This window comes from Corynebacterium sp. HMSC072A04, from assembly GCF_001809235.1.
Lineage (GTDB): Bacteria > Actinomycetota > Actinomycetes > Mycobacteriales > Mycobacteriaceae > Corynebacterium > Corynebacterium hiratae.
The window spans coordinates 44,757-58,055 of record NZ_KV796786.1; the positions used below are offsets into that span (position 1 = coordinate 44,757).

The 13,299-nt window shown below is 60.7% G+C and carries 12 protein-coding genes; 9 read left to right on the forward strand and 3 right to left on the reverse strand.

Features of this window, described 5'->3' with window-relative positions:
• The first annotated feature begins 32 nt into the window (after window positions 1-32).
• The 9 genes from HMPREF2565_RS06765 to secG all read left to right on the forward strand — a co-directional run bounded on the left by HMPREF2565_RS06765 (window position 33) and on the right by secG (window position 9,948).
• Window positions 33-659: a PH domain-containing protein gene (locus HMPREF2565_RS06765; protein ID WP_046649098.1), complete on the forward strand. Its 627-nt coding sequence runs from the start codon at window positions 33-35 to the stop codon at window positions 657-659.
• Window positions 659-2,713 carry an excinuclease ABC subunit UvrC gene (gene uvrC / locus HMPREF2565_RS06770; RefSeq protein WP_071407056.1) on the forward strand — a complete coding sequence of 685 codons (2,055 nt, stop codon included), beginning with the start codon at window positions 659-661 and terminating at the stop codon, window positions 2,711-2,713. The genes HMPREF2565_RS06765 and uvrC overlap by 1 nt, the downstream gene beginning before the upstream one ends.
• A 62-nt stretch (window positions 2,714-2,775) precedes the next feature.
• Window positions 2,776-3,657 (forward strand): RNase adapter RapZ, encoded by an 882-nt coding sequence (gene rapZ / locus HMPREF2565_RS06775; RefSeq protein WP_046649100.1) that lies wholly within the window; start codon window positions 2,776-2,778, stop codon window positions 3,655-3,657.
• A gap of 87 nt (window positions 3,658-3,744) precedes the next feature.
• Window positions 3,745-4,743: a gluconeogenesis factor YvcK family protein gene (gene yvcK, locus HMPREF2565_RS06780; protein ID WP_049157461.1), complete on the forward strand. Its 999-nt coding sequence runs from the start codon at window positions 3,745-3,747 to the stop codon at window positions 4,741-4,743.
• Window positions 4,744-4,844: 101 nt separating this feature from the next.
• A complete protein-coding gene (gene whiA, locus HMPREF2565_RS06785; RefSeq protein ID WP_046649102.1) occupies window positions 4,845-5,834 on the forward strand; it encodes a DNA-binding protein WhiA in 990 nt (329 codons plus the stop codon).
• A 443-nt stretch (window positions 5,835-6,277) separates the two neighbouring features.
• Complete coding sequence (gap, locus tag HMPREF2565_RS06790; protein ID WP_070511751.1) at window positions 6,278-7,285, forward strand: type I glyceraldehyde-3-phosphate dehydrogenase; 1,008 nt, start codon at window positions 6,278-6,280, stop codon at window positions 7,283-7,285.
• A 207-nt stretch (window positions 7,286-7,492) separates the two neighbouring features.
• Window positions 7,493-8,710, forward strand: coding sequence for a phosphoglycerate kinase (pgk, locus tag HMPREF2565_RS06795; protein ID WP_071407057.1), 1,218 nt, complete (start codon window positions 7,493-7,495; stop codon window positions 8,708-8,710).
• A gap of 43 nt (window positions 8,711-8,753) precedes the next feature.
• On the forward strand, window positions 8,754-9,533 hold the full coding sequence (tpiA, locus tag HMPREF2565_RS06800; protein WP_071407058.1) for a triose-phosphate isomerase: 780 nt from the start codon (window positions 8,754-8,756) through the stop codon (window positions 9,531-9,533).
• 181 nt (window positions 9,534-9,714) lie between these two features.
• Window positions 9,715-9,948 carry a preprotein translocase subunit SecG gene (gene secG, locus HMPREF2565_RS06805; protein WP_046649106.1) on the forward strand — a complete coding sequence of 78 codons (234 nt, stop codon included), beginning with the start codon at window positions 9,715-9,717 and terminating at the stop codon, window positions 9,946-9,948.
• A 112-nt stretch (window positions 9,949-10,060) separates the two neighbouring features.
• On the opposite strand, the gene pgl is transcribed toward secG, so the two are convergent.
• From pgl to zwf, 3 genes are read right to left on the reverse strand one after another with little or no spacing between them, the layout of a single operon-like run.
• The gene (pgl, locus tag HMPREF2565_RS06810) at window positions 10,061-10,822 is read right to left on the reverse strand and encodes a 6-phosphogluconolactonase (protein WP_070547342.1); all 762 of its coding nucleotides are present in this window, start codon (window positions 10,820-10,822) and stop codon (window positions 10,061-10,063) included.
• Window positions 10,823-10,877: 55 nt separating this feature from the next.
• Window positions 10,878-11,810 carry a glucose-6-phosphate dehydrogenase assembly protein OpcA gene (locus HMPREF2565_RS06815; protein WP_070681225.1) on the reverse strand — a complete coding sequence of 311 codons (933 nt, stop codon included), beginning with the start codon at window positions 11,808-11,810 and terminating at the stop codon, window positions 10,878-10,880.
• Between the two features lie 21 nt (window positions 11,811-11,831).
• Window positions 11,832-13,283 (reverse strand): glucose-6-phosphate dehydrogenase, encoded by a 1,452-nt coding sequence (gene zwf, locus HMPREF2565_RS06820; RefSeq protein ID WP_369799708.1) that lies wholly within the window; start codon window positions 13,281-13,283, stop codon window positions 11,832-11,834.
• Window positions 13,284-13,299: the final 16 nt, after the last annotated feature.

Sequence of the window (13,299 nt, forward strand, 5' to 3'; positions counted from 1 at the left end):
CTCAGCGGAGTGATGAGGAGATGGAAAACTCGATGACGGACTCACAGGTGCCTTCCGGGCACGAAGAGCGGGCACAGTCGGCCCATGCCAACCAGTCCTCCGCCTCTTCGCAGCCGGCTGCGTCGATGGCGGCCGGGGGACCAGGACGCGGCATGAGCGATGAGCAAATGCTGGCCTATACCAGCGCGGATCCTTTCGCCCAGACGTCGTCCAAGCCCTGGGAGTATGAAGTTACCTCTCCCTACCTGCGCAAGGTGGCCATCATCTGGATCATTCTCGTTATGGCCGCGCACCTTTTCATGGGCTTTACGGTGGGTCTGTCCTTTACCGGCGCGACGGTGACGACGATTGATAAGTTCGCTTTTCCCGGCGTCGGCGTGGTAATTTCCATTTTGTCTTGGCTGGCGCTGACTCGCCCGCGGCTGCGCGCGAACTCCGACGGGGTGGAGGTCCGCAATATCGTGGGAACCCGTTTCTACCCGTGGCAGGTCATCTACGGCTTGTCCTTCCCCGAAGGCTCCCGCATGGCGCGCATCGAGCTTCCGGACTTTGAATACGTGCCGGTCTGGGCCCTGCAGTCGGGCGATAAGGACGACGTGATCACCAATGTCCGCTCTTTCCGCGACCTAGAAGCCCGTTACATGCCGCAGGATGACTAGTGGCTGATCCCTCTCAGTACCGTCCCGCGCCCGGAAGCATCCCTACAGATCCGGGCGTTTATAAGTTCCGTGATGAGAACCGCCGGGTCGTCTATGTGGGCAAGGCAAAGAACCTGCGGGCGCGGTTATCCAATTACTTCCAGGACATCACTCAACTACACCCGCGCACTCGCCAGATGGTGCTGACGGCGGCCTCGGTGGAATGGACCGTGGTGGCCAGCGAGGTGGAAGCGCTGCAGCTGGAGTACACGTGGATTAAGCGCTTCGATCCGCGCTTTAACGTGATGTACCGCGATGATAAGACTTATCCCATGCTCGCGGTATCCGTTGGGGAGACCATTCCGCGTGCGTTTTTCTACCGGGGCCCACGCCGCAAAGGCGTGCGCTATTTCGGTCCCTATTCCCATGCCTGGGCGGTGCGTGAATCCCTGGATCTTCTCACTCGCATCTTTCCCATGCGTACCTGCGCCAAGGGTGTGTTCAACCGCCACGAGCGCTTGGGGCGGCCCTGTTTGCTGGGGTATATCGGCAAGTGCGATGCCCCCTGCATCGGCCGCGTTAGCCCGGAAGAACATCGCGATACGGTTAACCAACTCATCAGCTTCATGAACGGTAACACCGCACCCGTTCGCAAGCGGGTCACGCAGCGCATGGAGGAGGCCGCGGAGAACCTGGAGTTTGAGTTGGCGGCCCGCCTGCGCGATGACTTGGGTGCCATCGACAAGTTGATGGAGCAGCAGGCAGTGGTGTTGCCTGATGGCACGGATGCGGACCTCATTGCGTTTAGCTCGGATGAATTGGAAGCTGCAGTTCAGATCTTCCATGTGCGTTCGGGACGCATCCGCGGGCAGCGCGGCTGGGTTGTGGAGCGTTCCGGAGATCAGGCAACGACTGACGCGGTGCGCGAAGGCGAGCCAGATCCTGGTCTGCCGGCTTTGATCCAAAACTTCCTCATTCAGTTCTATTCTGACGCGGCAGAACGCCAGCGCCTAGAGGCTGAAGAAGACGCGAAGTTGGAGCGTAGGGGAGTGGACCAGGAATCCCATGCCGAGGAGCATCGTGGAAACGCTATTCCGCGGGAGATTTTGGTCCAGGAACTGCCCGACGACGCCGATGAGGTCAAGATCGTTTTGGAGGAGCTGCGTGGCGCCCAGATCGATCTGCGCGTTCCGCAGCGAGGGGATAAGCGCGCGTTGATGGAGACCGTCGAGCGCAATGCCAAAGAGCAACTGAAACAGCACAAACTCAAGCGCGTTGGCGACCTCACTGCGCGCTCCGCCGCACTCCAGGAGCTGCAGGAAGCACTGGGCATGGATTCCGCGCCGTTGCGCATCGAGTGCACGGATATCTCCCACATTCAGGGCACCGATGTTGTGGCCTCCCTGGTGGTTTTCGAGGATGGGCTGCCCCGTAAGTCCGACTACCGGCGTTATCGCATCAAGGAAGCGGCGGGCGATGGCCGCTCGGACGATGTCGGTTCCATCGCCGAAGTCACCCGCCGCCGGTTTAAGCATCACCATGACGATAAGCGGGCGGTGCCTGACGAAGAGCTAGAGAACACCACCTTCGCTGAGGAGTTGGTGCGCGAAGAGGCGGCGAGCCAGACCAAACGCAGCTCTTATCCGCCTCAGCTCTTCATCGTTGATGGCGGCGCGCCGCAGGTGGCAGCCGCGCAAGCTGTGTTTGATGAGCTCGGCATCGTCGATGTGACACTCATCGGTCTGGCCAAGCGCCTAGAGGAGGTGTGGGTGCCTGGTGATGACGAACCGGTGATTCTACCGCGCAATTCGCAGGCGCTGTTTCTACTGCAGCACCTGCGCGACGAGGCCCATCGCGTAGCTATCTCTTATCACCGCCAGCAGCGTTCAAAGCGGATGCGCTCCTCCGTCCTCGACGCGGTCCCGGGCTTGGGGCCGCAGCGTCGCACGGACCTAGTGAAGCACTTCGGCTCGGTAAAGAAGCTCAAGGAAGCAAGCGTGGAGGACATTGCTGAGGTGAAGGGATTCGGCCCCAAACTAGCTCAGACCGTCTTTGATCACCTTCACGACTCTTAGGAGGGATTCCCACCGTATTCCTAGACAGGATTCCTACCGTGGCAACCACTTAAGTGGTAAGAATGGAGGCCATGACGTTGTTTGATTCTCCGCCCATTTTGATTACCGGCATGTCGGGCGGCGGCCTGACGTCGGCGGCAAAAGTGTTGGAGGATAAGGGCTACTACGTCGCCCACAACATCCCGCCGAAGGCCATCGTTGACCTCTTGAAGCTGTGTGCGCGTCCGGATTCTCCAGTTACGAAGATCGCCGCGGTCACCGACGTACGCTCCCGCATGTTCCCTGGTTCTTTGGCAGAAACCTTGGACGAACTAGAGCAGCTGGATATGAAGCCGACCCTGCTTTTCCTCGATGCGCGCGATGACGTGCTGATTCGCCGCTTCGATTCGGTGCGTCGCACGCACCCGCTGCAGGACGGTGAAACACTGAAGGCCGGCATCCAACGCGAGCGCGCCGCCGTGCAATCCATTCGTGAGCGTGCGGACATTATCATCGACACGACGAACCTGTCCGTTCATGACCTACGCCGTGCCATCGAGGCTGCCTTCGGTGACATGCGTGGGGAGCGCCAGCACGTCACGCTCCAGTCCTTTGGCTTCAAGCATGGTTCTCCGCGGGACGCTGACCTTGTCGTCGACGTCCGTTTTCTTCCCAATCCTTATTGGGTACCGGAACTGCGGGGCTACCGGGGCACCGATGAGCCGGTGTCGGATTATGTTCTGTCTCAGGACGCCGCTGAGCCTTTTATCGAGCGCTTCATCGAGATGTTGGACTCGATGCTCACGGGGTATCGCCACGAGGGGAAGAATTTCATCACCGTAGGCATTGGTTGCACGGGTGGGCACCACCGTTCCGTGGCCGTCACGGAAGAGATTGCCCGCCGCCTTAGCGAGCGCGGAGACTTGGATGTGAGCACCCTGCACCGAGACATCGCCCGCGACTAGGCGCGATACGTATCGAGAAGATTCGTATTCATTCCTTTTATTACATGACTGAAAGCTAGTACTTACGTGACGACTCTCCCACTCCACATGGCTAGCCTGGGCGGCGGCCATGGTCTTTATCAAACCTTGCTCGCTGCTCGCCGCACGGGCGCGGAGGCAATCTCCGCCATCGTCACCGTGGCCGATGACGGCGGTTCATCCGGCCGGTTGCGCCGCGAGATGGACATTATTCCGCCGGGTGATTTGCGCATGGCGCTCGCCGCTTTATCCAGTGATACGGAGGATGGCCAGCTGTGGGCTGAGACGCTTCAGCATCGCTTCCAGAGCACCGGAGCGATGGCCGGCCACGCCGTGGGCAACCTCCTCATCGCTGGACTCACTGAGGTGTTGGGGGATTTCCAGGCGGCTCTCGATGCCGTTGCCCGCTTAACGGAGTCGGCCGGCCGGGTACTGCCAGCCGTGAACTTACCTCTGGAGATTGAGGCGGATGTTTCTGGGCTTGACGACGACCCCCGTATCATTCGCTCGGTCCGCGGCCAGGTGGCTGTTGCATCGACCGTGGGGCAGGTGCGCCGGGTGCGCATCATTCCGGAGAAGCCTCGGGCCAACCCGGAAACCATTAGCGCGCTGCACGACGCGGACCTGATCACCCTAGGTCCTGGTTCCTGGTTTAGTTCCGTTCTCCCACACGTCCTGGTGCCGGATATCGTCGACGCGATTACCTCGTCGGATGCTCTCCGCGTGGTGGTGCTCAATCTTTCTGCTGAGCCGGGTGAGACCCAAGGTTTTTCTGCCGAGCGCCACCTGCATGTCCTAGCGCAGCACGCCCCGAGCCTGCGGGTAGACCGCGTTATCGTCGACGCATCCGGGCTTCCGAACGAGTCGGAGCGAGTCTTTGTCCAGCGCGCCGCCAGTGTTCTGGGCGCTACGGCAGTCTTCCGAGACGTGTGCCAATACGACGAGGACGGAAGGTCGATTAATAAGCACTGCCCAGACAAGCTGGCGCAGGTGCTCACCGAGCTTTACGCCGAGTATGCCGCCGATCGCGATGGCACAGCGGGAGCCCCAGACGCTCATCGCGGTTAAGCGCGCGATAGACTATGGGGCATTCATCGTTCACCGCCGCGTCTCGCCCACGCCAATCTGCGCGGTGCGCTACGTCCACGAGTTGAAAGGGGAGGCACGAGGTGTCTGCGTCATTGACCGATCAGGTCAAGGAGGAACTTACGGCGGTGTCCGTGCCGCGCCAGTCCGCCCGCGCGGCGGAGGTTGCCGCGATCCTCAGGTTCGCTGGCGAACTCCACATCACCGGGGACCGCGTGATGTACGAGGTGGAACTGGAGTCGCAGAGCGTAGCGAACCGCCTCGTCACCGCACTCGATGAGCTCTATTCGATTTCCGCCAGCACCCACGTCGCTGGGCCTGCGGCTTCGTCCAAGAAGAGTCGCGTGCAAGTGCGCATCACCACCGGTGCCAAGGAACTGACCAGACGCCTTGGTTTGGTAACCCGCTCCGGCCACCCCGTGGTGGGTTTGCCCCCACAAGTCATCTCCGGTTCTGTAGCCGATAATGAAGCAGCCTGGCGCGGCGCCTTCTTGGCGCAAGGTTCCTTGACCGAACCGGGCCGCTCCTCAGCGCTTGAGGTGACCTGCCCATGCCAGGAGGCTGCACTCGCTCTTGTCGGCTGCGCGCGCCGTTTGGGCGTGGCGGCGAAGACAAAGGAAACGCGCGGCGCGGACCGCGTCGTCGTGCGCGACGGCGACGCCATTGGCGCGCTGCTGACCCGTATGGGCGCCCAAGAGACGCGCCTGACATGGGAAAAGAAGCGGATCCAGAGAGAAGCCCACGATACGTCTCGCCGTCTCGATAATTTCGATGATGCCAACTTGCGCCGCTCTGCCCGCGCGGCCGTGACGGCTGCAGCACGCGTCGAACGCGCGATGGTCATCTTGGGCGATGACGTTCCGGAGCATCTCGCGGATGCCGGCCGCTTGCGCGTGCAGCATCGTGAGGCCTCTTTGGAAGAGCTCGGCCGCCTGGCTGATCCGCCAATGACTAAGGATGCGGTGGCCGGGCGTATTCGGCGCCTTTTGTCTATGGCGGACAAGCGTGCCAAGGAGCTTGGGGTCCCAGATACGACGAAGGCCGTCACTGAGGATCTTTTCGAAGAGTCCTAGTTACTCGTGCCCGTTCGGGCATTAGACCGGGTATCACGCCCGATTTCCGTGCGGCTGTTGCCGCATTTCTTTTTGGATTAATCCGCTCTTTTTTGCTTTAGTGAGATATCCCACCCCGCAGTGAAAGTCCCCAACATAATCCCACACAAACGGGCATATCTGCAGGTGTATAGCTCGAGGGTTGTCTCAAATTCTCTGCGACGGCCCAACCACTATACGCCTCTTTTTGGCCTCGTGCGACCACTCGCGTTGGGGACGGGCAGGAGCACTGCGGGATGCACAAACCGTGGGTACTATCGGCCGTGTTGGGAAAACCACCGAGCACGTCACGGAAGTGGCAGGGCAACGGTGCCGCAAGAACGGTCCACCGCACTGCCTATAAAGACAAAGTCTCGGAAGCCCCCACGATAGAACTTCACTCGATTATTTGAGGAGACATTACAGTGACCATTCGCGTAGGTATCAACGGATTTGGCCGCATCGGCCGCAACTTCTTCCGTGCAGTCGCACAGGGCAACAATGACCTCGAGGTCGTCGCAGTCAACGACCTGACCGACAACGCAACCCTGGCCAACCTGCTCAAGTACGACTCGGTGCTGGGCCGCTTCGACGGTGAGATCGAGCACGACGACGAGTCCATCACCGTCAACGGTCACAAGATTGCAGTCTCCGCAGAGCGCGATCCGAAGAACCTGAACTGGGGCGAGCACAACGTCGACATCGTCATCGAATCCACCGGTTTCTTCACCGATGGTGAGGCCGCCAAGGCTCACATCGAGGCCGGCGCCAAGAAGGTCATCATCTCTGCTCCTGGTAAGAACGTCGACGCAACCTTCGTCTACGGCGTTAACTCCGATGAGTACGACGCTGAGAAGCACAACGTCATCTCCGCCGCATCCTGCACCACCAACTGCCTGGCCCCGATGGCCAAGGTCCTGCACGAGAAGTTCGGTATCGAGAAGGGACTGATGACCACCATCCACGCCTACACCGGTGACCAGCGCATCCAGGATGCTCCGCACCGCGACCTGCGCCGCGCCCGCGCCGCAGCCGTCAACATGGTTCCGACCTCCACTGGTGCAGCAAAGGCCGTCTCCCTGGTTCTCCCGGAGCTGGAGGGCAAGCTCGACGGCTACGCAATGCGCGTTCCGACCATCACCGGTTCCGCCACGGACCTGACCTTCCAGGCATCCCGCGACGTCACCGCTGAGGAAATCAACGCTGCTATCAAGGAAGCCGCCACCGGCGAGTTCGGCGAGACCCTGGGCTACACCGAGGATCCGATTGTCTCCACCGACATCATCACCGACTCCCACGGCTGCATCTTCGATGCGGGCATGACCAAGGTTTCCAACGGCAACTTCGTCAAGGTCCTTGGCTGGTACGACAACGAGTGGGGTTACACCAGCCAGCTCGTGCGCACCACCTCCCTGGTTGCCTCCAAGCTCTAAAGCTGACTCTTTAGAATGACCACAGTGAACCAAGCTGTGATCGCCTGTGACAGCTCCACAGGCTAGACACCGGCCCATGCGCCACGCCTCACCCTCCATAATTTCGTGGCGTGCGCTGGGCCGATAGTCGTTTATAAGGAACCAGCACACTTTCCCATTGAATAGCATTAACCTTTAGCTTGAGTACCTACTTTTAAGGAGAACATCATGGCTTTCAAGACTCTGGACGACCTGCTCGCAGAAGGCGTCTCCGGCCGCCACGTCCTCGTCCGTTCTGACTTCAACGTCCCACTTGATGATGAAGGAAACATCACCGACTCCGGCCGCATCACCGCTTCCTTGCCGACAATCAAGGCCTTGATTGAAGGCGGTGCGAAGGTCATCCTGTCGGCGCACTTGGGCCGCCCGAAGGGCGAGATCAACCCGAAGTACTCGCTGGCCCCAGTAGCAGAAGCTCTGTCTGAGGCACTGGATCAGTATGTCGCCCTCGCCGGGGATGTCAGCGGCGAGGACGCCCACGAGCGCGCTAACGGTCTCAACGAGGGCGATGTCCTGTTGCTGGAGAATGTCCGCTTCGATCCACGCGAGACCTCGAAGGACGAGGCAGAGCGCGGCGCCTTCGCTGACGAACTCGTCGCTCTGGCTGCAGACAACGGTGCTTTCGTCTCCGATGGTTTCGGTGTCGTTCACCGCGCACAGGCGTCCGTGTACGACGTGGCTAAGCGCCTGCCTGCTTACGCCGGCAAGCTCGTGCAGAAGGAAGTGGAAACCCTGGCGGCGGTAGCAGAGAAGCCAGAGCACCCGTACGTTGTCGTTCTTGGCGGCGCCAAGGTATCCGACAAGCTTGGTGTGATTGAGGCGCTTGCCGGTAAGGCCGACAACGTCATCATCGGCGGCGGAATGTGCTACACCCTCCTGGCAGCACAGGGCTACAACGTCCAGAACTCCCTGCTGCAGGAAGACCAGATCGACAACTGCAAGGAGCTGCTGGAGCGCTTCGGCGACAAGATCGTCCTGCCGGTCGACCTCGTCGCTGCCACCGAGTTCAATGCCGATGCAGAAAATAAGGTTGTGGGCCTCGACGGTATCCCGGAGGGATGGATGTCCCTCGATATCGGACCGGAATCGGTGAAGAAGTTCGATGAGGTCATCGCTTCCTCCAAGACCGTCTTCTGGAACGGCCCGATGGGTGTCTTCGAGATGGAAGCCTTCTCCAAGGGCACCGCAGGTGTGGCGCAGTCCATCATCGATGCCACGGCCAAGAATGGTTCCTTCACCGTCGTGGGCGGCGGTGACTCCGCAGCTTCCGTCCGACTGCTCGGTCTCGACGAGGACGGCTTCTCCCACATCTCCACCGGTGGTGGCGCTTCCCTGGAGTTCCTGGAAGGCAAGGAGCTGCCGGGCGTCAAGGTCCTGGAATCCTAATCAACCATCCTCCCAACACAGTCTGACTTCGAGAAAGGTAATCATGGCACGTACCCCGCTTATCGCTGGTAACTGGAAGATGAACCTCGACCACAAGGAAGCTATCGGCTCCCTCCAGAAGTTCGCTTTCTCCTTGCCGAAGGAATACTACGAAAAGGTCGACGTGGCTTTCATGGTCCCGTTCACCGACATCCGCACGGTCCAGACGCTTGTCGACGGCGACGACCTGCAGTTCACCTACGGCGCGCAGGACATCTCCAAGCACGAGTCCGGCGCCTACACCGGTGAGGTATCCGGCAAGATGCTCTCCGCCCTGGGCTGCTCCTGGGCAGTAGTGGGCCACTCCGAGCGCCGCGAGTACCACGGCGAAACCGATAAGCTCGTCGCAGAAAAGGCTGCCGCAGCGTTGGCCAACGGCATCAGCCCCATCGTGTGCGTCGGCGAGCCCCTGGATGTCCGCGAGAAGGGCACTCACATCGATTCCGTGGTGACCCAGACCCGCAACTCCCTGGAGGGCCTGTCCGCTGAGGATCTGGCAAAGACCGTCATCGCTTATGAACCTGTCTGGGCTATCGGCACCGGCAAGGTTGCTTCTGCCGAGGATGCGCAGGAAGTGTGCGCAGCTATTCGTCAGCTCGTCCGCGAGCTCGGCGGCGACGAGGTTGCCGAAGGCATCCGCATCCTCTACGGCGGCTCCGTCAAGGTGGACTCTATCGCGGAGATCGTGGGCAAGCCCGACGTTGACGGTGGTCTCGTCGGCGGCGCCTCCCTCAAGGGCGAAGAGTTCGCAAAGCTGGCGGCTAACGCCGCCCAGGGCGCCTAATCTCCCCGCATCCTGCCGTGGCGGGTCGGAATAGTTTCTGGCCCGCCACGTGGTGTATCATCGAGGATTATTGCGCGCGCTGACTTCGCGCCCTTTTCCCACGCGTGACGGTGGCTCACCACGGTGATTCACTAACGCGCGTCATACTCACTGTACATACGCGTAAACAAGGAACTACTTCATGATCTTGGCACTGGAAATCCTCCTCGTGATTGCCGCAATCTTGATGACTATCTTCGTGCTGCTGCACAAAGGTAAAGGTGGTGGCCTGTCGAGCCTTTTCGGCGGCGGCGTACAGTCCAACCTCTCTGGTTCCACCGTGGTAGAGAAGAACCTTGACCGCTACACCGTGGTCATGGTGGTTATCTGGCTTGCCTGCATCGTGGCTCTGAACCTGCTGCAGGCTTATAGCTAAAAGGTCCCGCCGCACACATACGCCAAACGCCGCGTCCCTTCTCCAACAAAGGTGAAGGACGCGGCGTTGTAGTTTTCGTCGGAGCCCTAGAGAAGCCGCCGGGGAGTTGTTGTTAGAGACGCTGCGCGGCATCCTCGCTTAAGAACAGCAGCGTTTCCTCAGTGCCCTGAGCACCTGCGGCCGGCCAGTCCTCAGCCGCAGCGCCAGCCACGAGGTGGCAGACAGCCTCGGCCTTCTCCTCACCAGAAACCAGGAACCAAATGCGCTGGGAGCGGTTGATGGCCGGGTAAGTCAACGTCACGCGCTCAGAAGGCGGCTTGGGGGAGTCGTGGACCGCGAAAGCATAGTCGGTGTCTTCATAGACTGCTTCTGAATGCGGGAACAGGGAGTTAATGTGGCCTTCGTGACCCATGCCCAGCAGGTGAATATCGAAGCCTTCCGGCGCAAAGTCACGGATCTCGCCCTCATAGGCTTGTGCTGCGTGCTCCATGGATACGGCTCCCAGGTCATAGCCGTGAATGTGGCGCTCCGGGATATCCACGTGTGCCAAGAGAGCCTCACGGGCTTGGCCCTCGTTAGAGTCCGGATCGCTCACCGGCACGTTGCGCTCATCGCCAAAGAAAACATGGATGCGCGTCCAGTCCACCGCCAATGCTGGGTAGTCGCTGCCTTGCTGTTGTGCGGCGTCGTGAAGCCGCGCCAGCTCGCGCAACATACCTATTCCTGCTCCGCCACCGGTGAGCACGACGCGGGCGACACCATCCTTGTGGAGGCCGCCGCCTGGGGCTTGAATCGCCGCAACCGTCTCAATAAAGGCGAGTGCGGCGGAGGATATGAGCTCGTCGATGTCGCTAACGCGGCGAAGCGTGACCATGGTGCAGAAAGATCCTTCTGAATGATGAGACTAGGAAACGATGAAATGATTATGCCTACACACTGTAGTCCACGCGGGCTAAGGCGCGGAGAGCGTGAGCGTATGTCTTATCCGCATCGAGATGGCGGAGTTCTTCCGAGAGCACTTCTGCTTCGGAACGCACCGCGAGGCTAACGAGTGATTCCGGGGAGCCCGGAACACTGACCTCCACTGTCGCAGGGTCAACGACAGTGACGCTAACATCGGCAGTGGGACGTTGGAAAACCACCGAGGTAATCGGGAAGGTACCCTCCGCGCAGTCCGACACGGTACGGGTAACGGGGACGGAGAGGGCGTCGAGAAGCCAGCCGGCAGCAAAGTCGACGGCGGCGTGGTGCTCGGCACCGGAGATCTTCACAGAGGTGATCGGCTCGTGCGGGAACCTGTCGAGGGCCGAAGCGACGATACCGCGCCAGAGGGTGATGGCACCCCACGACATGTCGGAATCTCCGGGCTTATAGCCAGAGGAGAGCACGTGGAGGTCATACTGATCGACGCCACTGCCGAAGGCAACGTTGGTAATACGGCGCTGGGCCAGCGCACCGATCGGAACAGAGGACGGGGACGGCGGGCATGCCGTAGGCCACCACGCCACGATTGGCGTATCTGGAAGAAGCAGGGGAGTTACCACCGCTTCTGCCTGATCCGCGAGGGCGCCATGCAGGTGCATGACGACGATCTCCGAGGCACCCGCTTCGCCACCGACGCGCAACTCGGCGTCGAGCCGAGTGTCCTCGCCGAGATTTCCAGTAGCGATGACGATGACACGGGAAGGGTGCTCGTGGGAGGCATCGCGCACCGAAGCGAGTAGGTTGTCCAGGTCATCGCCCTCTTCGGTCATGACGATGAGCGTGAGGACCCGGCCGGTCGTGAGCGTGTAGTGCTCCTGCATCTCTACAAGCTTCTTAGAGATCTTGCGCGTCGTCGTATCGGGCAAGGGGATAATCATAAGGCCATTCCTCCTAAGGACCTACGGACGGCGCCAGGAATGACCCCGGCGGCGCAGCATTCTATTAGCGGACTCCGGCCCCCACGTGCCAGCGCGGTATTGCTCCGGCTGTCCGATACTGGACCAGTACTCAATGATGGGGTCGAGGATGGACCACGACAGCTCCACTTCCTCGTTGGTGGGGAAGAGGGAGGACTCGTCCAAGAGGGCGTCGAGAATCAGGCGCTCATAGGCTTCCGGCGATTCTTCCGTAAAGGCCTCGGCATAGGCGAAGTCCATGTTGACGTCACGCACCTCCATGGTGGAGCCCGGAACCTTGGAACCAAAGCGCATGGTGACGCCTTCATCAGGTTGGACGCGGATCACCACGGCATTCTGTCCCAGCGCATCGGCTTGGCCCTGATCAAAAGGCTGGTGCGGGGCGGTCTTAAACACCAGTGCAATCTCGGTTACGCGGCGGCCCAGCCGCTTGCCGGTACGTAGGTAGAAAGGAACGCCCGCCCAGCGACGGGAATTGACCTCGAGGGTACACGCGGCATAGGTCTCCGTCGTGGACTCCGGATCGAATCCTTCCTCCTCCCGCAGGCCCTTGACATACTCTGAGCCTTGCCAGCCGGCGGAGTACTGGCCGCGGGCGGTGGTCTTGTTGAGCGGGTGTACCGCGTTGGTGGCGCGCAGCACCTTGATCTTTTCCGCCTGGAGCGCCTCTGGGTCGAAGGAGGAGGGTTCCTCCATGGCGACGAGGGCTAATAGCTGCAGGAGGTGATTCTGGATGACGTCGCGCGCAGCGCCGATGCCGTCGTAATAGCCGGCACGTCCGCCCAATCCGATGTCTTCGGCCATCGTGATCTGCACGTGATCGATGTAGTGCGCGTTCCACATCGGCTCGAAGATCTGGTTGGCAAAGCGCAGCGCCATGATGTTTTGCACCGTTTCCTTGCCCAGGTAATGATCGATGCGGAACACCGAAGACTCCGGGAAGACGGCATTGACGATCTCATTGAGCTGGCGCGCGGAAGCCTGATCGTGGCCGAAAGGTTTTTCAATGATGACGCGGCGCCAGGAGCTTTCCGTGCTGTCCGCCATACCGACGCGCTCTAGCTGGTGGCAAATATCGGAGAAGAACTCTGGCGGAACCGAAAGATAATAGGCCCAGTTTCCGCCGGTGCCGCGGGAAGCGTTGAGCTCAGACAACCGGGCGGAGAGCTTATCAAAGCCAGCGTCGTCGAAGTTGCCTTGGACAAACTCGATTCCTTTGGCGAGGTGCTCCCACACATGCTCACTGAAGGTGGTTCGGGCACCCGCTTCGGCAGCCTCGCGGACGTAGTCGCAAAAGGCTTGCTTGTCCCAGTCGCGGCGGCCGTAGCCAACCAGCGTGAAGCCGGCGGGCAGCAGCCCTCGGTTGGCCAGGTCGTAGATGGCAGGGAGGAGCTTTTTGCGCGCCAAGTCACCCGTGACGCCGAAAATCACCATGCCGGATGGCCCGGCG

Coding starts and splice junctions, on each gene's coding strand:
- HMPREF2565_RS06765 (WP_046649098.1), top strand. CDS start 33: ATGACGGACTCACAGGTGCCTTCCGGGCACGAAGAGCGGGCACAGTCG.
- rapZ (WP_046649100.1), top strand. CDS start 2,776: ATGGAGGCCATGACGTTGTTTGATTCTCCGCCCATTTTGATTACCGGC.
- yvcK (WP_049157461.1), top strand. CDS start 3,745: ATGGCTAGCCTGGGCGGCGGCCATGGTCTTTATCAAACCTTGCTCGCT.
- pgk (WP_071407057.1), top strand. CDS start 7,493: ATGGCTTTCAAGACTCTGGACGACCTGCTCGCAGAAGGCGTCTCCGGC.
- tpiA (WP_071407058.1), top strand. CDS start 8,754: ATGGCACGTACCCCGCTTATCGCTGGTAACTGGAAGATGAACCTCGAC.
- secG (WP_046649106.1), top strand. CDS start 9,715: ATGATCTTGGCACTGGAAATCCTCCTCGTGATTGCCGCAATCTTGATG.
- pgl (WP_070547342.1), bottom strand. CDS start 10,822: ATGGTCACGCTTCGCCGCGTTAGCGACATCGACGAGCTCATATCCTCC.
- HMPREF2565_RS06815 (WP_070681225.1), bottom strand. CDS start 11,810: ATGATTATCCCCTTGCCCGATACGACGACGCGCAAGATCTCTAAGAAG.
- zwf (WP_369799708.1), bottom strand. CDS start 13,283: ATGGTGATTTTCGGCGTCACGGGTGACTTGGCGCGCAAAAAGCTCCTC.